Raw genomic sequence first — 23540 nt, forward strand, 5'->3', positions numbered from 1 at the left:
TAAAGCGCCGCTCCCGCCTTCCGTCCACTCTTGATGATGCTGCTCCATAAAACTTTGAGGATGATTCACATGAAAATTGCGATAGCGCACGATTACTTAATCCAAATGGGCGGAGCGGAAAGAGTTGTGGAGGTCTTTCACCACATGTATCCGGAGGCTCCGATCTTCACAACGGTGTTCAATGGAAGCCGGTTGACCGAGAACCTGAAGGATGCGGATATCCGGGCCTCCTGGCTGCAGAAAATTCCGGGCGTGAAGACCAATTTTAAAGGGGTGCTGCCGCTTTATCCCATGGCCATCCGTGATCTGGATTTTCGCGGGTACGATATCGTCCTGAGTTCCAGCAGTGCTTTTATGAAAAGCATTCAGGTGCCCGAATCCACATTTCATCTGTGTTATTGCCATACGCCCATGCGCTTTGCCTGGGATTATGACACTTACATGGAGCGGCAGACAAATTCCGGCTTGTTCAAAAGACTGCTGAAGATTTACATGCAGCGGCTCAAGACCTGGGATCAGCGCACCTCCAAAAACGTGAACCAGTTCGTGGCGAATTCTTCCGTCGTGAAATCCCGCATTCAGAACTACTATCACCGTGATGCGGATGTGATCTTTCCGCCGATCAATACGGCCCGCTTCAGCAGCTCCAGCTCAATCGGTGATTATTATCTCATCGTTTCGCGCCTGGTCTCCTACAAGCGGATCGACCTGGCGGTTGAAGCGTTCAACCGCAATGGCCTGAAGCTGTACATTGTCGGCGACGGCCCGGACCGCAAGCGGCTCGAGGGAATGGCGAAGGATAATGTGTCCTTCCTTGGCCGTCTGGAGGATTCGGAAGTGACCGGGCTCATGGCCCAGTGCCGGGCGTTTATTTTTCCGGGGGAAGAGGATTTCGGGATTACGCCGCTGGAGGCCAACGCTGCAGGAAGACCGGTCATCGCGTATCAGGCCGGAGGCGCGCTCGACACCATCGTCCCTTATGTCAACGGCGTCTTCTTCCAGCACCAGGAGGTTGAGGATTTATTGAAGGCCATCCACGAGGTGGAATCTTACGCATGGGATATCGGCCAGATTGTGAACCATGCCCGCAAATTCGATGAACAGGCGTTTATGGTTCAGTTCAAGCAGTATGTGGAACAGGCCTACGTCAATTTTCTTAGAGGAGGACAATGAGATGAAGCTGACAGTAATCGGTACCGGCTATGTAGGTCTTGTGTCGGGGGTTTGCTTTACCCTTAACGGAAATCATGTCATCTGCGTGGATAAGGATCAGGAGAAGATCGACAAGCTGAACCGGATGGAATCGCCCATCTATGAGCCGGGGATCGAAGCGCTGATCGAAATGAACCTGCGGGAAGGCAGGCTGTCCTTCTCTTCGGATCTTGCGGAATCGGTACGCCGCTCCGAAATCATTATTCTGGCTGTGGGAACCCCTTCGCTGCCGAGCGGGGAAGCCGATCTCAGGTATATCGAGAATGCGGCTATCGAAATCGCCCAGGCGATGGAAGGCTATAAAATCATCATGACCAAGTCCACCGTTCCGGTAGGCACCAACGAAAAAATCCGCAGCATTATCGCCTCGCATACCAGCCATCCCTTCGATATCGTTTCCGCTCCCGAGTTCCTGCGCGAAGGCTCGGCCATCCGCGATACCCTGCATCCCGACCGTATCATCATCGGGCTGGATAATCCGCAGCTTGAGCCGACAATGCGCCAGCTTCATCTGGGCTTTACGGAAAATGTGTTCGTTACGGATATCCGCAGCGCGGAAATGATCAAATATGCGTCCAACGCTTTTCTGGCTACGAAGATCTCCTTCATCAACGAGATCGCCAACATTTGCGAAAAGGTGGGAGCCGATGTAACCGAAGTGGCGGAAGGCATGGGAATGGACCAGCGGATCGGCTCCAGCTTCCTGCAGGCCGGCATCGGCTATGGCGGCTCCTGCTTCCCGAAAGACACCAATGCGCTGATTCAGATTGCCGGCAACGTGGACTACGAGTTCAAGCTGCTGAAATCGGTCGTCGAGGTGAACAAGGACCAGCGGTTCATGATCATCTCCAAGCTGCATGAATCGCTGGGCAGCCTGCGCGGAGCCGTGATCGGCGTCTGGGGATTGGCGTTCAAGCCGAACACGGATGATGTCCGCGAAGCGCCGGCCCGGGAGATTGTCGAGACGCTGGTGAACGAAGGTGCGGTTGTGAAGCTCTATGATCCGATTGCCGCGGATAATTTCCGCAAGCAATACGACCATCCGCAGGTCCGCTGGTGCGGACTGCCGGAAGAAGCGGCGAACGGCAGCGACGCGGTGTGCCTGCTGACCGACTGGAGCCTGTTCAAGGAAATCAATCTGCATCAGCTTGCAGAATCCATGCGCCATCCTGTGCTGATTGACGGCCGGAATGTCTACTCCAAGGAACAGATTGAAGGCACGGGCCTGGAATACCATTCGGTGGGACGCCCGCAGATGGGCGGCCTCAGCGGCTTCTCGACAAGCGTGGCCGGAGCGGTCTAAGGGGCGGACTTGTGGGGATCGGGGTGAAACGGGCCGGAAGCGGCGCCGTTTCACCCAAGTATATGCACGTATTCGTGAACGGCGATATAGGTCCATTCCAAAAGCGGTGCACCAACATTTATTAACTCTTGAGGAGGGTTCACTTATGAAACTGGTACTTTTATCCGGAGGTTCGGGCAAACGCTTGTGGCCTTTGTCCAACGATTCGCGGTCCAAGCAATTTTTGAAGGTACTTGAGAGCCCATCGGGTGAACCGGAATCCATGGTTCAGCGCGTATGGAGACAGCTGGAGGAAGCGGGGATGGCCGGTTCCTCCTATCTGGCCACCGGCCGCAGCCAGGTGGAGAGCATCCAAAGCCAGGTCGGCGCCGGAGTGCCGATTATCGTCGAGCCGGAGCGCCGCGACACGTTCCCGGCGATTGCACTGACGGCAGCCTACCTGTATTCGATTGCAGGCGTTTCACCGAAGGAGACGGTGGCGATTCTGCCGGTTGACCCCTATGTGGAGAGCTCCTTCTTCGACACAATTGTCAAGCTGGAAGCTACGATGGAAGAAAGCGGAGCCAATCTGGCGCTGATGGGCGTCGTGCCGGAGCATCCTTCGGAGAAATACGGCTACATCATTCCGACAAGCGCCGAGGCCGAGGGCAGCGGGTTCCTGCGGGTCAGCCATTTCCAGGAGAAGCCCGACCGCAAGCTGGCCGAGGGACTGATCGGACAAGGCGCGCTCTGGAACTGCGGGGTATTCGCCTTCAGGCTCGGCTATCTGCTCGATATTCTTCAGCGGAAGGGCCTTCCGCTCAATTATGAAGAGCTGCAGAAGCAGTATAAGCTGCTGCCGTCCATCAGCTTCGATTACGAAGTCGTGGAGAAAGAGGAGAATATTGTGGTTCAGCCTTACGCCGGGTTCTGGAAGGATCTGGGCACCTGGAATACGCTGACCGAGGAAATGAACAGCAACCATGTAGGTAAAGGGTTCATTACGGAGGATTCCGAGGGCACTTCGCTGATCAATGAGCTGGATATCCCGATCACGGTCATCGGCGCCAAGGATCTTATTATCGCCGCCAGCCCGGACGGCATTCTCGTCACCCATAAGGCCGAAAGCCCGCGGATCAAGGAAGTGCTGAAATCCTTCGATCAAAGACCGATGTACGAGGAACGCCGCTGGGGCCATTACAAGGTGATTGATTATGTGAAGTACGATGAAGGCAACGAAGTGTTGACGAAGCGGATCTTTATCCGGGAGGGTAAAAATATCAGTTATCAGCTGCACCATAAACGCAGCGAAATCTGGACGATCGTCAGCGGTGAGGCGAGTATTGTGCTTAACGAGCGGATGCACAATGTGAAGGCAGGCGATGTGGTCCGAATCCCGGAAGGCACCAAGCATGCCATCCTGGCGCTTACCAATGTGGAGCTGATTGAGGTGCAGACCGGCTCAGAGCTGGTGGAAGAGGACAATATCCGCATCACACTGGATTGGGAGGATATCACGTTACAACAGTTCATTTCGTAGGTCCAAAATAACTATTTACCCAATTGTGTCAAATCCAAAACAGGTATTTGGAACCATTTTTAATTTTATTTCCAGTTTCGCTATAAACTAAAATTAAATAGCGTCGATACTTACGGTAAGAGGGATAAAACCTTCCAAAATTCGACAAAGGCAAACCTACTCGAAAGATAGGGACGCAAAGCTACAGGGCCTCCGCGAGGGTGGCAGCCTAGCTACCGAAAGGAAGATATTTTTGAGAACTTACCGTAAGCTTCGTCTGCTGTGCTTCACGTTGTCGCTGGCCGTATTGATGACAATTGTACCTATAGGCCCTTGGGCTGAACCAGGTACGGCGGAGGCGGCCTCCCAGACTAATGCGCCGGTCAATCGGAACGCATCTGCAGAGGCTGTCAAGCTGCTGAATACCCTGTATTCGATTACCGGTAAAGGCATTATTACAGGACAACATGACTATCTGGAAAGTCCGGATGAATTCAGCAACAAGCTTAAGGGAACCAGCGGCCAATTCGCCGCACTTCATGGTTATGAGCTTGGTGTAATCAGCGGCCAGTCCGAAAGCACTGCAGCGGCGCAGCGGAAGAATGTCGTGAACAGCGCGATTAACTGGCATAAGAACGGCGGAATTGTCGCCATGACGTTCCACCAGAATCTGCCGGGGACCGCCTATCAATGGTCCAATGTGCAGAAGCCGCTCAGCCAGAGCGAATTCGATAAATATGTAACTCCTGGCACTACCCAATACAACAGCCTGATTGCCGATCTCGATAAGGTGGCCGTATCGCTGAAGAGCCTGCGGGATGCCGGTGTGCCGGTACTCTGGAGACCGTATCACGAAATGAACGGCAATTGGTTCTGGTGGGGAAAAAAGAGCAATTTTGCCGTACTGTGGAATCTTATGTATGATCGTTTCGTCAATGTTCACCAGCTGAACAACCTGCTGTGGGTATGGAACCCGAATGCTCCCAACCAATGGTCCGATCCGTATAACCTGACCTATCCGGGCGCAGACAAGGTAGATGTTCTGGCAGTTGATATCTATGACAACGATTATATGAACAAATATTATGACGGCATTAACAGCCTGGCGGCCGGCAAGCCGGTAGGCATCGGCGAGAACGGCGAAATGCCAAGCACGGCCAAGCTGCAGCTCTCCCAGAAGAACTTCGTTTATATGATGAGCTGGGGAAAGATGCTTTACGAGAAGAATACCGACGCTACTATTAAAAGCTTCATGGGCGACAGCTACACCCTGACCCGTGATGAGTATAAAGCATGGGTGGCGCAGCCTGCGGCAACACCAACGGCCACGCCAACAGCGACACCAACGGCGACACCAACAGCCACGCCATCGGCCACGCCGACTGTGACACCAACGAGCACACCAACGGCGACACCAACGGCCACGCCAACAGCGACACCAACGGCCACGCCAACAGCGACACCAACGAGCACACCAACAGCTACGGCAGCGCCGGTTCCTGCACCGACTTCCGCTCCGGAAGCAGGGCTTGCAGCTCCGGCTGTAAACGGCCTGAAGGGCGAATATTTCAAGAACATGAACCTGTCCGGCACACCGGCGCTGGTGCGTACGGATGCGAATATCAACTTCAACTGGCGGCAGGGCTCGCCTGATCCCTCCATCGGCGTAGACAACTTCTCGGTCCGCTGGACCGGCAAGATCAAGCCTGCTTACAGCCAAACCTACCAGATTTATACAACCTCTGACGACGGAATCCGTGTTTATATTAATGGGGAGACCGTAATTGACAGCTGGATGAAGCAGAGCGGAACTGAACGCACCGGTAGTATTACATTGGAAGCGGGACAGCTGTACGATATTAAAGTCGAATATTATGAAAATGCGGGCGATGCACGGATTTGCCTGATGTGGCAGAGCCCCAGCCAGAGCAAGGCAACCGTGCCCGCCAGCGCTTTATATATGACCGGCGGAGCGGCAGACAGCCAGGCTGTAGCCGCAGCTCCAGCTGCAGCAGCACAGGCTGCAACCCCGGTGCCGGCGCCAACACCAACGCCGACCGCAACACCAACGGCTACGCCGGCGCCAACACCAGCGCCAACCGCAACACCAACGGCTACGCCGGCGCCAACACCAACGCCAACCGCAGCACCAACGGCTACGCCGGTACCAACGCCAGCGCCAACCGCAGCACCGACGGCTACGCCGGTACCAACGCCAGCGCCAACCGCAACACCAACGGCTACGCCGGTGCCAACACCGGTGCCAACCGCTGCGCCTGCAGCTGCTGCCAACGGGCTGATTGGCGAATATTTCGCCAATATGCAGCTTTCGGGTACACCGGCAGTTGTCCGAACTGATGCGCTGGTTGACTTCAATTGGCGTCAGGGTTCACCGGATGCCGCGCTGGGAATCGATTTCTTTTCCGTCCGCTGGACCGGCAAGATCAAACCGCTTTACAGTGAAACCTATCAGATTTATACGACTTCAGACGATGGTGTCCGTGTCTGGATCGATGGCAAGCTTGTCATCGACAGCTGGATGAAGCAGAGCGGAACCGAACGCATGGGAAGCATCAGCCTGAATGCCGGGCAATTGTACGATATCAAAGTGGAGTATTACGAGAATCAGGGGGATGCCAGAGCGCGTCTGATGTGGGAAAGCCCGAGCCAAACCAAGGGAACCGTACCTGCCAGTGCCCTGTTTCTTCCTTCCGCTTCCTAAGCCGTTAGCGACCGCTGCTGATTTCAGGGCGCAAAGCGCTGATGCCGGTAAGACACACCATAATATAATCCTGAAAGTCGAACCTTTCGGCCCTGCTTAACCGGCAGGGCCACTAGGCTATCATGCTCTGTTTTCTCATGAAGCCGGGGCTCGGGGCGAGCCGAAGGCAGTCAGCGGAAATAGCGCTCTACGACTGGAGAGAGGAGATTATGATTTGAAAACTTACCGCAAGTTCCGGTTATTTACAACGATTTTGCCTATTATTCTGCTGCTCACTTTACTGCCCTGGAGCGAAGCGCGCAGTCTCTCCGTACCCCGGACAGTGATTACCCCGGCTGCGGAGATTACTCCGATCAATCCAGCAGCTTCCAGTGAAGCCGCCGATTTGCTGAGCTATTTGTCCGATCTGGGCGGCCTGGGAATGATCGCCGGCCAGCATGACTATCTGGAGAGTCCCGATGAATTCAACAATAAGCTGAAGCAGGCAAGCGGCGAATATGCCGTGCTGCACGGCTACGAGTTGGGGGCAATCAATAACCAGTCGCAGAAGACCATTGCCAAGCAGCGTCAGGGTGTTGTTAACAGCGCAATAAAATGGCATAAGGGCGGCGGAATTGTCGTCATGACCTTTCATCAGAGCCTGCCCGGAACAGCCCCGGCATGGGCCAACGTGCAGATGGGGCTAAGCCAGGAAGAGTTCGACGCTTACGTCACTCCCGGCACAGCGCAGTATAAACGGCTGATTGCCGATATCGATGAGGTTGCTGTTTATCTGGAGCAGCTTCGCGATGCCGATGTGCCGGTGCTTTGGCGGCCGTACCACGAGATGAACGGCGACTGGTTCTGGTGGGGCGGCAAGAACAACTTCCTGAAACTTTGGGACATCATGTACAACCGGCTGACCAATGTCCACAAGCTGAACAACCTGCTGTGGGTATGGAATCCGAATGCGCCGAATGAATGGTCCGATGAATACGAGCCTTATTTTCCGGGACTCGGAAAGGTGGATGTTCTGGCTGCAGATATTTACAACAATGATTACAAACAATCCTATTATGAGAAGCTTCTGAAGCTGTCGGGCGGTAAGCCGATCGGTATCGGCGAGAGCGGCGAGCTTCCCGATCCCAAGGTCCTGTCTCAAACCCAGAGCAAATGGGTATATACGATGACATGGGGCAAGATGCTGACCGAGAATAATAACCTGCAGCAAATCAAAAGCTTTATGGGTAATAATTACATCGTTTCACGGACGGATTACATTAAGCAGCTCGCGGCAAGACCCGTAAAGCCTGTTCCGGCACAGCGCAATGGCTTAACCGGCCAGTACTATAATAATACGGACCTGTCGGGTACGCCTGTGCTTATCCGCAATGACGCCAAGATTGATTTCAACTGGCATGGAGATTCACCTGCAGCAGGCATCGGGAAGGACTCCTTTTCCGTCCGCTGGAGCGGCAAAATCAAACCGTCCTACAGCGAGGAATATACCTTCACAGCTTCCTCGGACGACGGTATACGTGTCTATATAGGCGGTAAACTGATCATCGACAGCTGGAAGAAGCAGAGCGGAGTCAGCCATAAAGGCAGCATCCGGCTGGCTGCGGGTACCTCTTACGATATCAAAGTGGAGTATTTCGAGAATCATGGTGATGCCAGCGTGCGCCTGATGTGGAAGAGTCCGAGTCAGAAGCAGGCTGTTATCTCCAAATCCGCATTCAGCTACTGAACATCAAATCTTTAAATTCCAGATCATATGTACATCAGCTCCCGAAGAAAGCGAGGGCAAAAGAAATGAGAACAAGGACGAGGAAAAAAAGAATCAAGCCATTTCATATTGTACTTAAATTTGCAGCTTTAGCCGTCTTATTTCTGTTGTCCGTCTCCGTTTTCGGAAATGACGGGACCTCCCGGACCGAGGTCGAGGTTGATATGTCCGAATTGTCCGCGGCAAAGGATATGGGGCCGGAGTTGCCGGATGGCACGCTTCTGTGGGAGATCGGCAAGGAGGACGGCTCTGCCGCCGAATTCGCCGAGTCTGTCTCTTCGGGGGCGAAGGTTATCGACGCGGCTTCCGGCACGATGAAGGCCTCGGTTGTGAAATCGGTGCCCTCCGGCCTCAAGGGAGACAGCAATCCGGAGCTGAGCATCAAATACAAACTGGATAAGATCCCGGAGCATGGGGTCTTATTTCGTGTGAGCATCCTGGATGCTTATAAATCCGTTCCACAAATGAGTGTGTTCTCGAACCGCCAGCTGTCGGGAATTATCCAGATCGCCGGCGTCTCAGGCACGGACAGCAAATATACCTTCCGCAAAACCTATGAGCTGTACATCCCCAAGGAACAGCTGGCTACAGGTGATAATGAGCTGAAGCTGAAGACTGTAAAAGGGATTTATTCTTCTTCGCTGGAAGACAAATATGATTGGTGGACCTGGGATTCCTTAAGTCTGGAGTCCCTGAAGAGTCCGATTGCAGAGCCGATTCACGGAAGCTATACCCTGACCGGAACGATGGTCAACAACAAACAGTTCTATTTCGATGAAGGTGCGGTATCGCATCTGCCGTATGTGATGAAATGGCTTGGCGTGGCTTACAGCGGCAATGTTATGCGCACAAGCTGTGCCAGCGACGTTGGCCGCTCCTGCTCCAATATGGAGGATTATTACAAGGTATTGCAGGATTACAATATGCAGGCGGTGGCGCTGTATCTGCATACCGGCGATATAACACTGAATGAAGACGGTTCGCTTCCGCAGGAAGCGGAGCAGAAGCTGACGGATTACTTCGAACAATACGGCCAGTACCTTCAGTATTACGAGGTGGATAATGAGCCGGGATTGTTTAACCGCTCCAAGGCAGTCAATCTGGCCATCGCGGACTGGTTGAATACGAAGGGGAAGACGCTCGCGCCACATATGCAGACCGTTGCCCCGGGCTGGGCTTACTGGCCAAGCTATAGCGCGGATTCCTGCGGTAACCAGAAGGGTGGCGTGAAGCAGTGCGGCGACCCCGACGGCTGGGAGCGTGATCCGGAGCAGCGCGCTGAGCTGGAGGATGTGACGGATTTGACCAATGGCCATTCCTACGGCGAATCTTATATTTTCAGCAATGGCGGCAGCTTTACAGAGAATCTAAAGACCTTCGGCGGTGCTGTGGACGGACTGCCCAAGAAAATGCTGACTACCGAATTCGGTACCTCGGACAGTCATGTTGACGCTTATCAATATGGAGCTTCCCAGCCGACGGCTGCGGTGTTCGACCGGATTATGCGGGGGCATATCGGTTATGCGGATATGTTCGTGCAGCACGCCGCATTCTTCAAGAACTTCAGCCTGTTCAAGTATGGCTTCAATCTAGAGGAACATGATCCGGCGAAAACGGAGATTTATTACACCAAAGAAGGTGAGGATTCCCGGGTCAGCATCATGAGAAGACTGAGTCTGGCCTATGCCACGCATGGAGCGCCGCTTGGTTATGAGGTGGGCAATAAGAGCGCCTTGCAGGATAAGCTGGTGTACGTGCGGGCGGTGGACACCTCTACCCTTGAGCCTCTGGCGGGCAGCGGAGCCACCTCCAACAAAGTGCTGGTGAATTTCGTGAACTTCGAGAACACCGAGCAAACCGTCAATGTGAAGGTGACGATGCCGAAAGCCGCAATATATGAAGGTGAACGTTTCGGCAACGGCGATACGTATGAGGAGGCCCGGACATATGTAACCGGAAAGAAGGCAAGCCCGGCCCTTGAATTTACAGAGACGCTTGCTCCGGGAGAGGCGGTGCAGTATATTCTGCAGCCGTCCTCGGAGGTGGCGGACGCGGCGCCGCAGGGATTCAAGGCGACGGCAGTCAAGGGAATGGCCGTTAAGCTGAGCTGGCTGGAGGCACCCGGAGCAAGCTATGAAGTGCTCCGGGCCGACGGCTCGGGCGACGATTTGAAAGTAATAGCTACCGGTGTTAAGCAAACCACTTATACGGATGCTAAGCTGGCGGAAGGAACGCTGTACACGTATGCGGTACGTGTCTCCGGTTCGGGAGTCATGTCCAAGGAGACGCAGATCACCGCTACCGGCCTGGTTCCGCTGGACCGCTCGGAATGGAAGGTATCCGCTAATCTCAACGGAAACAATATGTATCCTGTCAATGCTATTGACGGAGATAAGCGTACACGCTGGGATACGGGCAAGCACCAGAGCTCGGGCGAGTATTTCCAGATTAATCTCGGAGGTCCGCATAAAGTGGAGGCGATTGAGCTGGACTATTCATTGTCATCCTATGACTATCCGCGGGGTTACGAGGTGTTTGTATCCGATGACGCCAGCAATTGGAAGCGGATTGCAACGGGAAAAGGCAGTCTGAACCGGACGCGGATTGAATTTGAACCTATCAGCACACGTCATATCCTGATTAAGCAGACCGGTGCCGGCGGCAACTATTGGTCCATTCAGGAATTGCAGGTCTACTCCAGAGAATAAGGAACTTTAATAGATGTGCCGAAAAGGTGCCGTCTCGTTCTGAGAGGCGCTTTTTTTGATGTTGAATTTTTGGAATAGCTGCGTGTATTATTCAAGTGATAATCAGCAACAAGAGTATTGTATCTCCACATGGCAATACTATGGTTAGGTCCGGGACGAGTGTATGTAATCTTTTCTTCCGCTGTAAGGAATTTGTGGCAATCTCTGAGCTTTTAAAATGTTGTGACGGAGGTAACAGGAGAACGGCACAAGGTATGTTAGAATTTGCAGCAACAATATGAGAAAACAGATTGCAATCTGCGCATTTTTGTGTTAAATTGTATATAGATTTAGAACGAGTCTAAATACAATAAACTAATAAATATAACTGTGGGAGGTAATTGGAATGAGCACAGAAGTGAAGAACCTGACTGAATTGTATGCTGCATTGAACCGCCAAACTGCGAACTGGACACTGCTGGGAGTAAAGCTGCACCACTATCACTGGTACGTGAATGGCCCGCAATTCTTTACGCTGCATGAGAAATTTGAAGAGCTCTACAACGAAGCTGCAGGATTTGTGGATGAGCTTGCCGAGCGTCTGCTCGCCATCGGCGGAAAGCCTGCTTCCACGATGACGCAGTACCTGGCTCTTTCCGATCTGAAAGAAGCTGCTGGCGGAGAAAGCGCCAAAGAAATGGTCGCACAGCTGGTTCAGGATTTCACTTTAATTGTGGAAGAGCTGAAGGCCGGTATCGAAGCCGCCGAGGATCTGGGTGACCATCCGACCGCAGACCTGTTTATCGGAATCAGAAGCAGTGTGGAGAAGACCACCTGGATGTTGAACGCTTATCTGGGATAATGGAACTCCGGCGGAATATAGGCCGGAACGATAGCCCTGAGCCTTTGCTCGTTAAGCTGGTATAGAAGAGAAGCCCGTGTGCTGACGCACACGGGCTTTTTTGATGGGATTAGTATTCTCTAAATAGCTGCTTCTTCCTATTCCAGGCTTTATTTGATAATGACTCCGCCGAATGGAAGCGCCTCGCGCAGAAACCGTTTGATAATCCCGTCCTCCCGGTTATCCCGCTCAAAGCGCCGGTTCTGGCTGCCGGCTTGAAACAGCACATATCCGTGCCCGGTCATCTTCCAATGATAGCTCATATGCTGGCTTGCCAAATGATTGCCGTATACGGTCAATTCAAGCTTCGCGTTCTCCGGATAAGCGATGACGCTTCCGGCATCGACATAAAGCGGCTCCACCGGATGGAGAGCAGCCTCACATACAGTTCCTTCGGTGAGGATGCCGATGCTGCCTTCCCCCGAGAACTTTACCTTTACGACATCACGGGTCACCAGCATATTCTTCATATTGAGAATTCTCGACTCCATGGTAATTCCCTTGGTGTAAAAAAAGAGATGCCTGAAATCATACAGCAGATCGCTATGCCCGCCGATCCGCAGCGTCTTGATGCGGTAGCCGGGCGGCAGTGCGGCTACAAAGCTGCAGGGTCCGGACATTTCTGCCCGGATGAGCTTGCGCTTGCGGTACATGCCCTGCACATTCATTAAGCGGTCGGAACGGCCGGAGGAAGGTCCTTGATAAGCGATGATCTGCTGCGGATGCAGGACATGCACTTCTTCATGGGCGTCGACAATAATTCTGACGGCCTGTCCGCTGCCGCTGTCGCCCTCATCCTGTACCTCTACGTTCATGCCTCACTCTCCTTCAATACAGTCTATACAGTTTGAACCTGAAAATGATATCCAGGTCGGCACCGGGCATCAGCGCAGCCGGTCACTCTTGCGGGAACGGCTGCGCATGCTGAGCCGCAGCAGCCGGACCAGGAGAAAGTAGCCAATAAGAAGCGCGACTCCGGTGATGACAGTCACTTTAATCCGGTTAAAGTATTGCTCACGCGCTGTACGTTCGTTCTTTAATTCATCGACGACGAGACTGAGCTGGCGGTTCTGCTCCATCAGCGCCGCATTCTGGGAACGGTAGGATTCCATCTCCGTCAAGGTCTGGCCAAGCTGATCCTTGGCTTCTCCAAGCTCACTTTGGGTCTGCTGCAGCTCATCTATGGTCTGCTGATAGCTCTCCTGCAGCTCACTGACTTCACCAGGCAGCTCGGAAAACTTCTGCAGCCCGTTATATAAATCACTGAAATAATTGGCCTGTGCCGCCGGAGCGGGCAGAAAGGCGGACAGGCATAACAGGAGCATCGCTCCGCCTGAAATTCGGGCCAATCGTTTTCTTGTCGGTTTATTCCATTTCATCTTCTCTCACCACCTGATTAAGGGTGTTTTGTTGCCATTCTTTCTTCACATTGTAGCATAGCGGGACAAGCTTCGACACCCCGTGTCAGGCTCTCTATCCAAGGCCATAAGGCGGTTTCATGTCTGTTTATCCCTTTTTACCCGTGGGGCGGGGACAGTAATCTTGGGCTGGCAGGCATCTGGATATAATACCGCTGAGGCTGCCGGAAGGTTTCGTTTTACTGCAGTAATTATATAGAAGGAGGATGATGACGGAACGGCTCTGCCTAAACACGAAAACTATTTTTCGTCACAATTAGACAAAACACCGTTCTTTCGCAAAGAGGCAGCCGGATTTTTAGGATTGCAGCTCTTTTTTTGTCGATATTATAGGGGCGAACGTATATTCCATGACAAGGAGTTGTCCGCCAATATTGGTACATTAATAGAAGAACCAAAAAAAGAAAGAGGTGGAAATATGCAAGCAAGTATACAACCTGAATTTACCTGGAGCCGAAACCGGATTTATGCAGGCGGTGCTCATCATCTGATTTTACTTGTCGAGTGGAGGGGCATGGTCCAGCAGGAGGATACCCGGAAAAAATCACGCAAGGTGGTTGCCCGTGACATTGAGCTGCGTCTCTGGCTGGAGGCCCATGTGTCCTGCCGCGGATGCTACGGTGCTGCCGCCGAGGTGGAGGAAGGAGGGCCATTGGTGCTGAAGCTCGGCAGAATAAACGCCGGTCAGCGCAGAGCGCTCGCCCTGGAGGTCGACATGGCGCCTATGACTGCCGGCATTCATGAGGCCGTGTGGGTACAATGGCAGTATAAGCAGCCTGCAATCGAACGGGTCAGAGAGCTTCCATTGGCCAAGCTGGGCATAGAATACACCCGTCATACAGAGACGCTTAGTGCGGCAGACAGCTTTTATGTAGAAAGAACGTTTGAACTGCTGAAGACGGAGCAGGTGCTCCGGGAAGCGGAAAGAAGCGGTTTTGCGGGTGGCGGCGGCACGGAGGCTCTGGATAAACTGCGGAGGCAGGCGGATAAGCTGCTGCTGCTGGCGGCGCGGTCCGGTGATCTGCAGCTGGCCAAAGAAGCGGAAAGCCTATACCGCCGGCTGGATGCGGAGCAGGAACGGAGGAAGGCGAACAGAAGAACGGCCGACAACTCCTTTGTCCTCCGCAACTAGCGGATTATACATAACAGAAGACTTCTATACTTATATCGGACTTACTTAACAGCTAATGTAATATATATTCGTGGTAATATAGTAAAATAGTTCTATTATATTTTAGTATTTCGGTTATGTAATCGCAAGGAATAGATAAATATAACTAATTTATTTAAAATAATGGGTCTATTTTACCATAAATCAAGGGGAACTGAAGATGACAGACCGATTAATCCGGCTGATGCGTATAATAACGCTGGTGCAAGCCAAACCGGGTATTCTGGCCCGCGAACTAGCGGAACGCTGCGGCAGCAGCGAAAGAACGATTTACCGGGATATGGATGCGCTCAGCGCGATGCATATCCCCATTACCCATCTGGGGCATGGAAAGGGATATGCTTTTATCGGAAATTTTGCACTTTACCCTTTGGATTTTTCGGAAGAGGAAGCATCAGCATTTTCACAACTCCGCGGTATTATGAAGGAAATCAAGCCGCTGTTGCCTCCGGACTTCGAAGGCGCCTATGAAAAAATACTGGCGGCTGAATATAAGCATAAAACGGAGAGGGAAGAGAAGATGGAAAGTGTAAAAAAAGAAAACGGTCTGCAGCGGCTAGATCGGGGGAATACACAGGCGGAGCAGGCGCCCTGTCTGAATGAAATCATAACCTCCGTCATGAAGCAGAGAACCATTCAGGCGGATTACTATGAGAATGCCACGGAGGAAGCCGGCATTCTCATTGATCCCTATTGTCTGATTCCCCTGGAGAACCGTTACCATCTGATCGGCTTCTGCCACCGCTTCAAAACGCTGCGCGCTTTCCATATCAGCGGATTCTCCAGCATGGCCGTGCTTCCCCGCCGTTTTAACAGAAAGACTGTTGATGTACCGGCTTTTATGGAATCGAAGTGGAACCTTAAACAGGACAGTGTGCAGATTGAGTTCAAGGTGCGTTTCTCGGACCGGGCGATCGATTGGGTGATGCAGGAGGGAATTCCCGTTCAGCCGGATAGGCTGGATTTGGAGCAGGGATGCCTTTATTTCAAGGTGGGGGCGGCAGAGGATGTCGCGGCGGTAAGCTGGATTATGGAATTTGCCGAAGAGGCTGAGATTGTGGAGCCGGTATATTACCGGGATTGGCTGAAGGCTCAACTGGATAAGTGGCTGCAGTTGTATAAATGACAAGCAGAAACCGTATAGAGCAGTTTTTATTCCAATAATACCAATCGGGTTAGATTTTATGGCATTTTTTTCTTGTCTACTACGGAATTATATAGTAATGTTATACATTAAATAACAATCATGTTGGAATAACCCTTGAATTTCCCGTGTAATGTCAGTTTTGAGTTATAGATTCTGTCTCGCGGGATTTTTCGTTTCTTTCATTTGACCTTTGTTCAATTTTTAACGGAAAAGAGGGTTCGGCTTGAAGCAGCCTGTTCTGAGAATCGAGGATTTGCATACGCATTTTTTTACCGACCGCGGTGAGGTGCCTGCCGTAGACGGCGTTGATTTGGTGGTTAACTCCGGAGAAGTGCTGGGAGTGGTCGGTGAATCGGGCTGCGGCAAGAGTGTCACTTCATTATCTGTATTGAAGCTGGTGCCGAGTCCTCCCGGGCGAATCGTCGGCGGCCGCATTCTGCTGAAGGGCAAGGATCTCGTACCGCTGGGGGAGAAGGAGATGCGCGGCATCCGGGGAAACTTGGTGTCGATGATATTCCAGGAGCCGATGACTTCGCTGAATCCGCTCTTTACCGTCGGGCAGCAAATTATCGAAACGGTCCGGCTGCACCGGGGAATGTCCCGGAAGGCGGCGCGGGCCCATGCTGTCGAAATGCTGCAGAAGGTGGGCATCCCCCGGGCCGAAGAAATTGTCGATGAATACCCTCATCAGCTGTCGGGGGGGATGCGTCAGCGGGTGATGATCGCGATGTCCATCTCCCTTAATCCGGAGCTGCTGATCGCCGATGAGCCGACGACAGCGCTGGATGTAACCATCCAGGCGCAAATCCTTGATTTGATCCGCAGGCTTAATGAGGAGCAAGGGACAGCGGTCATGCTGATCACCCATGATCTGGGCGTTGTGGCCGAAATGTGCCACCGGGTAGCCGTGATGTATGCGGGCAAGGTGGTGGAAGAGGGGAGCGTATATGATATTTTCAATCATCCGCTGCATCCGTATACGCAAGGCCTGATCCAGTCCGTACCTCGGATGAATGAGCACCGGGAGCGGCTTTATTCCATTCCCGGCAATGTTCCTGTGCTGAGCAAGGACATGCAGGGCTGCCGCTTCGCGCCCCGTTGTCCCCATGTGATGGAGGTCTGCATGCGCTCGTTGCCTGAGCTGATTCGGCAGGAAGAGCATCACAGCTGCCGCTGCTGGCTGCATGGAAGCTCACAGGAGGATGCCGTATGAGTGAAATTCTGCTGGAAGTGAGCGGTCTCAAAAAGTATTACCCGATCCGCAGAGGGCTTATGAATCAAATCCGCGGCTATGTCAAAGCGGTCGACGATATTTCCTTCTCTGTCGCCAGAGGCGAGACCTTCGGTCTCGTGGGTGAGAGCGGCTGCGGCAAATCGACGACCGGACGTTCGCTGCTGCGTTTGATTGAGCCTACGGCCGGAGAGATCCGCTTCGAGGGTGAGGATATTACCAGGCTCTCCCTGGAGGCTATGCGCAGACGCCGGAGGGAGATGCAGATCGTCTTTCAGGACCCGTTCTCCTCGCTGGACCCGCGCAACACGGTGGCGCGGATTCTCGAGGAGCCGATGCGGGTACACGGTACAGGTGACGCAAGGCAGCGCCGGGCAGCCGTGGAACGGCTGGCTGAAGTGGTCGGCCTGACGAAGGCGCATCTGCAGCGTTATCCGCATCAGTTCTCCGGCGGGCAACGGCAGCGGATCGGGATCGCCCGGGCGCTGGCGCTGCAGCCGAAGCTGATCATCGCCGATGAGCCGGTCTCGGCGCTGGATGTTTCCATTCAGTCGCAGGTGATCAATCTGATGCAGGATTTACAATCGGAATTCGGACTGACCTACATATTTATCGCCCATGATCTCAGTGTGGTGAAGCATATTTGTGACCGCGTGGCCGTGATGTATCTGGGGCGGATTGTCGAGATTACAAGCAAGCATAAGTTGTATGAAAGCCCGCAGCATCCTTATACACAGGCGCTGCTGTCGGCGGTTCCCGAACCCGACCCGAATATCCGCAAGGAGCGGATTATTCTGCGGGGTGAGGTGCCAAGTCCGGCGAATGCGCCGGTCGGCTGCGCCTTTCATACCCGCTGTCCCCGGGTGATGGAGGTTTGCCGGAATGTCAGGCCGCCGCTACTGGAGACGGCTGACGGACATTTCACCGCATGTCATTTATACGTGGATTCAGCCCCTGCAAGCCAGACCCGGAACTAAGGCACCCATGAAGCTGCAAGGCGAAGGAGAGGTATATGGCTGTGCTTTGACACAGCTCCATATAAACGCTTTACCACTTTTAATGGGAGAAGGGAGTTTCGTTTCTATGGCGAAGAGAAAATGGGGTAATCTGGCACTGGTATTGACACTGGGTGCAGCTTTGGCTTTAAGCGGGTGCGGAGGCAACGGCAACAATGCAGACTCGGAAGCAACCGCCGGGACGAATGCCGGGGCGACAGCGGCTCCCGAGAGCTCGCCGGAAGCGGCGAAAGATGCGCAAGATACGTTAATTGTGGGCCGCGGCGGTGACTCCGCCTCGCTGGACCCGGCGATTGTCACTGACGGGGAGTCACTCAAGATTGCGCACCAGGTATTCGACTCTCTCCTGGAGTATAAGCCGGGCACCTCCGAGGTCCAGGCTTCGCTCGCCGACAGCTGGGAAGTATCTGCAGACGGACTGACGTACACCTTCAAGCTGCATCCTGGCGTGAAGTTCCATGACGGCACGGATTTCAATGCCGAGGCCGTGGTGTTCAACTTCACCCGCTGGAGCGATCCGGCCAGCGAGTACAAGTTCGAAGGCGATTCCTTCGATTACTACGACTCCATGTTCGGGCCGGACGGCAGCCGCGTCATCAAGGAAGTGAAGGCTGTTGATGAGACTACCGTGCAATTCGTATTGAACCAGCCGCAGGCTCCGTTTCTGCAGAACGTGGCGATGACCTGCTTCGGGATTGCCAGTCCGACTGCCATCAAGGAGAAGAAGGAGAACTTCAAGAATGAGCCGGTGGGGACAGGCCCGTTCGTCTTCAAGGAGTGGAAGCATAATGATTCCATCACGCTGGAGAAGAATGCGGATTACTGGGAAGAGGGATTGCCGAAGCTGAACAAGGTCATTGTCCGCTCTATTCCGGACAACTCGGCCCGCTTCAATGCGCTGCAGAACGGGGAGATTGATCTGATGGAAGATCTTAGCCCGGATGACCTGTCCACACTCGAGGGCAACAGTGAGCTGCAGAAGATCGAACGTCCGCCATTCAACGTAGCTTACCTGGGCTTCAATTTCAATAAGAAACCGTTCGACGACGTGAAGGTAAGACAGGCATTGAACCATGCCGTGAACAAACAAGCCATCATCGATGCTTTCTTCTCCGGCCAGGCAACCGCTGCCGTGAATCCGATGCCGCCTTCCCTGTGGGGCTACAATGATGCCGTGCAGGATTATGAGTACGATCTGGAGAAGGCCAAGGCGCTGCTGGCCGAAGCCGGCTATCCGGACGGGCTGCCGGAGACCGTGACACTTTACGCAATGCCGGTATCCCGGCCGTATATGCCGGACGGTAAGAAGGTTGCCGAAGCGATACAGGCGGACTGGGAGAAGATCGGGGTCAAGACAACCATTGAATCGCCGGAGTGGGCGACCTATCTGGATGATACCAAGGCCGGGGAGAAGGATGATATTTATATGCTCGGCTGGACAGGCGACAACGGCGACCCCGACAACTTCCTGTATACGCTGCTCGACAAGGACGCCATTCCGGGCAATAACCGCAGCTTCTATGTGAACGAAGAGCTGCATACCATTCTGATCAATGCGCAGAAGGAGACGGATCAGACCAAACGCTCCGACTTGTATAAAGAGGCCCAGGAAATTATCAAGGCGGATGCCCCGTGGATTCCGCTGGTGCATACAACACCGCTGCTGGCCGCCAAGGCTAACCTGAAGGGCTATGTTCCGGGGCCTACAGGTACGGAATATTACAGCGAAGTTTATTTCGAATAGCAGGGCTCCAAGGCAAGTCTGGCCGCCGCTCAACCGGCTGCGGTCAGACCCGTCTTTCCGGGCCGCTGGAAGGTGAGCCAACTTGAATTCCTACCTATTTAAACGTGTGATGGTTTTGATTCCTGTCCTGATCGGAATGACGCTGATCGTCTTTTCCATCATTCACGCCATTCCCGGGGACCCGGCAGAGACGATTCTCGGACAGAAAGCGACGGAGCAGTCCAAAGAGGCGCTGCGGCAGCAGCTCGGCCTGGACCAGCCATGGCTGCAGCAGTATTTTAACTATATGGGGGATTTGCTTCAGGGTGATCTCGGGACCTCCATCCGCACCAAGACACCGATTGCCGAAGAGATGCTGCCGTATCTGGCGGCAACGCTGGAGCTGACCGCTGCGAGCATGCTGTTCGCCACGTTCGTCGGCGTCAATGCGGGCATATTGAGCGCCTGGAAGCAGAACTCCTGGTTTGATTATGCCGCGATGATCGTGGCACTGATCGGAGTCTCCATGCCGATCTTCTGGCTGGGGCTCATGGAGCAGCTGCTCTTTGCGATCAAGCTACACTGGCTGCCTTCCATCGGCAGAATGGATCAGCGTGATCCGGTGGAGAGTATAACGAACCTGTATATCATTGATACCATACTTGCCGGCCGCTGGGACCAGCTGTGGACGGTAATTAAGCATTTGATCCTGCCCAGTATTGCCCTCGGCACCATTCCGATGGCGATTATCGCCCGGATGACCCGTTCCAGCATGCTGGAGGTGATGAGCTCCGACTACATCCGTACAGCCAAAGCAAAAGGAATGTCCCAGTTCCTGGTCGTGTACAAGCATGCCCTCAAGAACTCGCTTATTCCGGTCCTGACCGTTGTGGGGCTGCAGACGGGCTCGCTTCTCGGAGGCGCGGTGCTGACCGAAACCATTTTCGCGTGGCCTGGCGTTGGGCGATATATATATGAAGCAATCAGTTCGCGGGACTATCCGGTCATACAGAGCGGCATTCTCATTATCGCGTTCATCTTCGTCTTCATTAACTTGCTGGTGGACCTGCTCTATGCGGCAGTCGATCCGCGCATCAATTACAATAAGGGGTGAGACAATGGGACAGGCAACCTTAAAGATCACGCCCCCCAATGTACCTGCCGAGAAGGTATCCGGACCCTGGGGCGATGCGTGGAGGGCGTTCCGCAAGAACAAGACGGCTATGCTGGGCCTGTGCATTATTGTATTCTTCATACTGGTGGCATTGCTTGCACCGCTCCTCGCCCCATACGGCTACAAGGAGCAGGAGCTGGTCAACCGGCTGAAGCCTCCGTCGGGTGATCATTGGTTCGGTACCGATGATCTCGGAAGAGACATGTTTACGCGGATTCTATACGGGGCCCGTATTTCGCTGTGGGTGGGCTTCTTTTCCGTCATCGGCTCCATCATCGTCGGGACCTTGCTGGGAGTGCTCGCCGGCTTCTACGGCAGATGGATTGATATGCTGATTTCGCGCGTGTTTGATATCCTGCTGGCCTTTCCCAGCATCCTGCTGGCCATCGCCATTGTGGCCATCCTGGGCCCCTCACTCCGCAATGCGCTGCTGGCGATTGCCATTGTCAATATTCCGACCTATGGGCGTCTGGTGCGGGCCAGGGTGCTTTCCTTGAAGTCGGAGGAGTATATCACGGCAGCAAGGGCCATCGGAATGAAGAATTCGCGGATTCTGCTCACCCATATATTGCCGAACAGTCTGACTCCGATTATCGTGCAGGGTACACTCGGGATCGCAACGGCGATCATTGAGGCGGCTGCGCTGGGGTTCCTGGGACTTGGCGCCCAGCCACCCGATCCGGAATGGGGCAAGATGCTGTCGGATTCACGGCAGTTTATTCAGAAAGCGCCATGGACGGTCATATTCCCGGGGTTATCCATTATGCTTACCGTTCTTGGGTTTAATCTCATGGGCGACGGTTTACGGGATGTGCTTGATCCACGGATGAAGAATTAAAGATACGGAGAATTCCCCTTCAGGTGCTGTCACCTGGAGGGCTTTTTTTTGAACAATTCATTAATGTTATATTTGTGACTGGAGCACTAAAACATGCTATTAATAACCAAACATAATCAAACATAACTAATAATATAGATTTGTAAAACTGGATATGTTAGAATAGCTCCAAAATGAAAGATACATAATGGGAGGAATGGAAATGTTCAAGAAGTTGGCGTCCTTAGCGGTAGGAGCTGCGTTGCTTGTTGGGGGGATAGCGGTGCTGCCGGGACAGCAGCCGGCGGAAGCGGCCAAGAAGACCGAAATTATTGTGTCGGCGGCAGCCAGCCTGCAGGACAGTCTCGACAAGATAGCCGTTCAGTATGAGAAGCAGCATCCGGGCATCGATCTGGTGTTCAACTACGGAGCCTCGGGAACGCTGCAGAAGCAGATTGAACAAGGCGCTCCGGCTGATCTGTTCTTCTCCGCGGGCGACAAGCAGATGAATGCTCTTGTGGATGGCGGGTTCATCGGAGATCATACGGAATTGCTTAAGAATCAGCTGGTGCTTGTGGCGCCTGCCAATTCCAAAACCCCAATTACGACGATTACCCAGCTGACGGATAAAGCATTCAAGAAAGTCGCGGTGGGACAGCCTGAATCGGTACCGGCCGGACAATATGCGCAGCAAGCCTTGACGTCCAAGAAGGTGTGGGATACACTGCAGAGCAAGCTTGTATTCGCCAAGGATGTTCGGCAGGTGCTGTCCTACGTAGAAACGGGCAATGCCGATGCGGGCTTTGTCTACAAGACGGATGCATTGACTTCCAGCAAAGTTAAGATCGTGCTAACCGTAGGAGCGCATGCCCACAAAGCGATTAATTACCCTGTGGGAATCATTAAGGAATCCGATCATCAGGCGGAAGCTAAGGCATTCTATAATTATGTGCAGACCAAGGCGGCCGGCGATGTGTTTGCGAGTTACGGCTTCAAGCTTGCGGATTAGGCATAAGCTGAACAGCAGCTATTAACTATAACGAGAAAGATTGGCGGGGTGAAGGAGATGGAGATTAACTGGCAGGACTTTTTCGCCCCGGTCTGGCTGTCGCTCAAGATTACGGTAATTACCAGTATCATTGTGTTTGTTCTGGCCACCTTGGCAGCGAAAGCAATGGCCGGCCGGAAGTTTCCGGGACATAGCCTGGTAGAGACCCTGCTGCTGCTGCCGCTGGTACTGCCGCCGACGGTGGTCGGCTTCGTGCTGCTGGTGGTTCTGGGGCGGAGGAGCTGGATCGGCAGATTATATGAACAGTTTACCGACCAGCCGATTCTCTTTACCTGGGGGGCGGCTGTCATTGCTGCGGTGGTCGTGGCGTTTCCGCTGGTCTACCGGACGGTCAAGGCAGGCTTTGAAGGCGTGGAGAAAGAGCTTGAGGATTCTGCACGCGCACAGGGAGCGAATGAATGGCAGGTGCTGCGCTATGTAACGCTGCCGCTGGCCGGCCGTTCGCTGGCAGCGGGTTATGTGCTGGGCTTCGCCCGCGGGCTGGGCGAATTCGGAGCGACCATTATGGTCGCCGGCAATATCCCCGGCCGTACGCAGACGGTCCCGACAGCGATCTATGTCGCCGTCGACGGCGGTGACATGACCCTGGCCTGGCTGTGGGTCGTGGCGATTGTCGCCATCTCGGCCGTCATGCTGATGTTCGTAAACCGGAGATGGTAGCGGACGTATACAACACACAACAACCT

General features: G+C 53.6%; 18 protein-coding genes and 1 riboswitch. Of the genes, 16 read left to right on the top strand and 2 right to left on the bottom strand.

What is annotated here, in order from left to right:
• The first annotated feature begins 69 nt into the window (after positions 1 to 69).
• The 7 genes from F1379_RS00945 to F1379_RS00985 all read left to right on the top strand — a co-directional run bounded on the left by F1379_RS00945 (position 70) and on the right by F1379_RS00985 (position 12049).
• The gene (locus F1379_RS00945; RefSeq protein ID WP_150265356.1) at positions 70 to 1173 is read left to right on the top strand and encodes a glycosyltransferase; all 1104 of its coding nucleotides are present in this window, start codon (positions 70 to 72) and stop codon (positions 1171 to 1173) included.
• A 1-nt stretch (position 1174) separates the two neighbouring features.
• Entirely contained in the window at positions 1175 to 2515 is a 1341-nt protein-coding gene (locus F1379_RS00950) for a UDP-glucose dehydrogenase family protein (RefSeq protein ID WP_150265358.1), read from the top strand.
• Positions 2516 to 2660: 145 nt separating this feature from the next.
• Positions 2661 to 4034, top strand: coding sequence for a sugar phosphate nucleotidyltransferase (locus F1379_RS00955; RefSeq protein ID WP_150265360.1), 1374 nt, complete (start codon positions 2661 to 2663; stop codon positions 4032 to 4034).
• A gap of 139 nt (positions 4035 to 4173) precedes the next feature.
• A riboswitch (cyclic di-GMP riboswitch) is annotated at positions 4174 to 4254 on the top strand.
• 69 nt (positions 4255 to 4323) lie between these two features.
• Positions 4324 to 6735, top strand: a complete 2412-nt coding sequence (locus F1379_RS00960) for a PA14 domain-containing protein (protein ID WP_239004514.1) — start codon at positions 4324 to 4326, stop codon at positions 6733 to 6735.
• Between the two features lie 214 nt (positions 6736 to 6949).
• Positions 6950 to 8461: a glycosyl hydrolase gene (locus F1379_RS00975; RefSeq protein WP_150265362.1), complete on the top strand. Its 1512-nt coding sequence runs from the start codon at positions 6950 to 6952 to the stop codon at positions 8459 to 8461.
• A 203-nt stretch (positions 8462 to 8664) separates the two neighbouring features.
• Positions 8665 to 11208, top strand: a complete 2544-nt coding sequence (locus F1379_RS00980; RefSeq protein WP_150265364.1) for a discoidin domain-containing protein — start codon at positions 8665 to 8667, stop codon at positions 11206 to 11208.
• 385 nt (positions 11209 to 11593) lie between these two features.
• Complete coding sequence (locus tag F1379_RS00985) at positions 11594 to 12049, top strand: Dps family protein (protein WP_150265366.1); 456 nt, start codon at positions 11594 to 11596, stop codon at positions 12047 to 12049.
• A gap of 149 nt (positions 12050 to 12198) precedes the next feature.
• On the opposite strand, the gene F1379_RS00990 is transcribed toward F1379_RS00985, so the two are convergent.
• Positions 12199 to 12903, bottom strand: a complete 705-nt coding sequence (locus tag F1379_RS00990; RefSeq protein WP_150265368.1) for an AIM24 family protein — start codon at positions 12901 to 12903, stop codon at positions 12199 to 12201.
• Between the two features lie 69 nt (positions 12904 to 12972).
• Complete coding sequence (locus F1379_RS00995; protein ID WP_150265371.1) at positions 12973 to 13467, bottom strand: hypothetical protein; 495 nt, start codon at positions 13465 to 13467, stop codon at positions 12973 to 12975.
• Positions 13468 to 13924: 457 nt separating this feature from the next.
• On the opposite strand from F1379_RS00995, the gene F1379_RS01000 reads away from it, so the two are divergent.
• From F1379_RS01000 to modB, 9 genes are all read left to right on the top strand, one after another.
• A complete protein-coding gene (locus F1379_RS01000; protein ID WP_150265373.1) occupies positions 13925 to 14638 on the top strand; it encodes a hypothetical protein in 714 nt (237 codons plus the stop codon).
• A 199-nt stretch (positions 14639 to 14837) separates the two neighbouring features.
• The gene (locus F1379_RS01005; protein WP_150265375.1) at positions 14838 to 15803 is read left to right on the top strand and encodes a helix-turn-helix transcriptional regulator; all 966 of its coding nucleotides are present in this window, start codon (positions 14838 to 14840) and stop codon (positions 15801 to 15803) included.
• A gap of 244 nt (positions 15804 to 16047) precedes the next feature.
• Positions 16048 to 17037, top strand: a complete 990-nt coding sequence (locus F1379_RS01010; protein ID WP_150265377.1) for an ABC transporter ATP-binding protein — start codon at positions 16048 to 16050, stop codon at positions 17035 to 17037.
• Positions 17034 to 18032 (top strand): ABC transporter ATP-binding protein, encoded by a 999-nt coding sequence (locus F1379_RS01015; protein ID WP_150265379.1) that lies wholly within the window; start codon positions 17034 to 17036, stop codon positions 18030 to 18032. The genes F1379_RS01010 and F1379_RS01015 overlap by 4 nt, the downstream gene beginning before the upstream one ends.
• 106 nt (positions 18033 to 18138) lie before the next feature.
• The gene (locus tag F1379_RS01020) at positions 18139 to 19815 is read left to right on the top strand and encodes an ABC transporter substrate-binding protein (protein ID WP_150265381.1); all 1677 of its coding nucleotides are present in this window, start codon (positions 18139 to 18141) and stop codon (positions 19813 to 19815) included.
• An 82-nt stretch (positions 19816 to 19897) separates the two neighbouring features.
• The gene (locus F1379_RS01025) at positions 19898 to 20908 is read left to right on the top strand and encodes an ABC transporter permease (RefSeq protein ID WP_150265383.1); all 1011 of its coding nucleotides are present in this window, start codon (positions 19898 to 19900) and stop codon (positions 20906 to 20908) included.
• Between the two features lie 4 nt (positions 20909 to 20912).
• The gene (nikC, locus tag F1379_RS01030; RefSeq protein ID WP_150265385.1) at positions 20913 to 21806 is read left to right on the top strand and encodes a nickel transporter permease; all 894 of its coding nucleotides are present in this window, start codon (positions 20913 to 20915) and stop codon (positions 21804 to 21806) included.
• Between the two features lie 202 nt (positions 21807 to 22008).
• Entirely contained in the window at positions 22009 to 22794 is a 786-nt protein-coding gene (modA, locus tag F1379_RS01035; RefSeq protein ID WP_150265387.1) for a molybdate ABC transporter substrate-binding protein, read from the top strand.
• A gap of 57 nt (positions 22795 to 22851) precedes the next feature.
• On the top strand, positions 22852 to 23514 hold the full coding sequence (gene modB, locus F1379_RS01040; protein WP_150265389.1) for a molybdate ABC transporter permease subunit: 663 nt from the start codon (positions 22852 to 22854) through the stop codon (positions 23512 to 23514).
• Positions 23515 to 23540 lie beyond the last annotated feature (26 nt).

It is taken from the genome of Paenibacillus tepidiphilus (assembly GCF_008635795.1).
Lineage (GTDB): Bacteria > Bacillota > Bacilli > Paenibacillales > Paenibacillaceae > Paenibacillus_AQ > Paenibacillus_AQ tepidiphilus.

Coding starts and splice junctions, on each gene's coding strand:
- F1379_RS00945 (WP_150265356.1), top strand. CDS start 70: ATGAAAATTGCGATAGCGCACGATTACTTAATCCAAATGGGCGGAGCG.
- F1379_RS00950 (WP_150265358.1), top strand. CDS start 1,175: ATGAAGCTGACAGTAATCGGTACCGGCTATGTAGGTCTTGTGTCGGGG.
- F1379_RS00955 (WP_150265360.1), top strand. CDS start 2,661: ATGAAACTGGTACTTTTATCCGGAGGTTCGGGCAAACGCTTGTGGCCT.
- F1379_RS00960 (WP_239004514.1), top strand. CDS start 4,324: ATGACAATTGTACCTATAGGCCCTTGGGCTGAACCAGGTACGGCGGAG.
- F1379_RS00980 (WP_150265364.1), top strand. CDS start 8,665: ATGTCCGAATTGTCCGCGGCAAAGGATATGGGGCCGGAGTTGCCGGAT.
- F1379_RS00985 (WP_150265366.1), top strand. CDS start 11,594: ATGAGCACAGAAGTGAAGAACCTGACTGAATTGTATGCTGCATTGAAC.
- F1379_RS00990 (WP_150265368.1), bottom strand. CDS start 12,903: ATGAACGTAGAGGTACAGGATGAGGGCGACAGCGGCAGCGGACAGGCC.
- F1379_RS00995 (WP_150265371.1), bottom strand. CDS start 13,467: ATGAAATGGAATAAACCGACAAGAAAACGATTGGCCCGAATTTCAGGC.
- F1379_RS01000 (WP_150265373.1), top strand. CDS start 13,925: ATGCAAGCAAGTATACAACCTGAATTTACCTGGAGCCGAAACCGGATT.
- F1379_RS01005 (WP_150265375.1), top strand. CDS start 14,838: ATGACAGACCGATTAATCCGGCTGATGCGTATAATAACGCTGGTGCAA.
- F1379_RS01015 (WP_150265379.1), top strand. CDS start 17,034: ATGAGTGAAATTCTGCTGGAAGTGAGCGGTCTCAAAAAGTATTACCCG.
- F1379_RS01020 (WP_150265381.1), top strand. CDS start 18,139: ATGGCGAAGAGAAAATGGGGTAATCTGGCACTGGTATTGACACTGGGT.
- nikC (WP_150265385.1), top strand. CDS start 20,913: ATGGGACAGGCAACCTTAAAGATCACGCCCCCCAATGTACCTGCCGAG.
- modA (WP_150265387.1), top strand. CDS start 22,009: ATGTTCAAGAAGTTGGCGTCCTTAGCGGTAGGAGCTGCGTTGCTTGTT.
- modB (WP_150265389.1), top strand. CDS start 22,852: ATGGAGATTAACTGGCAGGACTTTTTCGCCCCGGTCTGGCTGTCGCTC.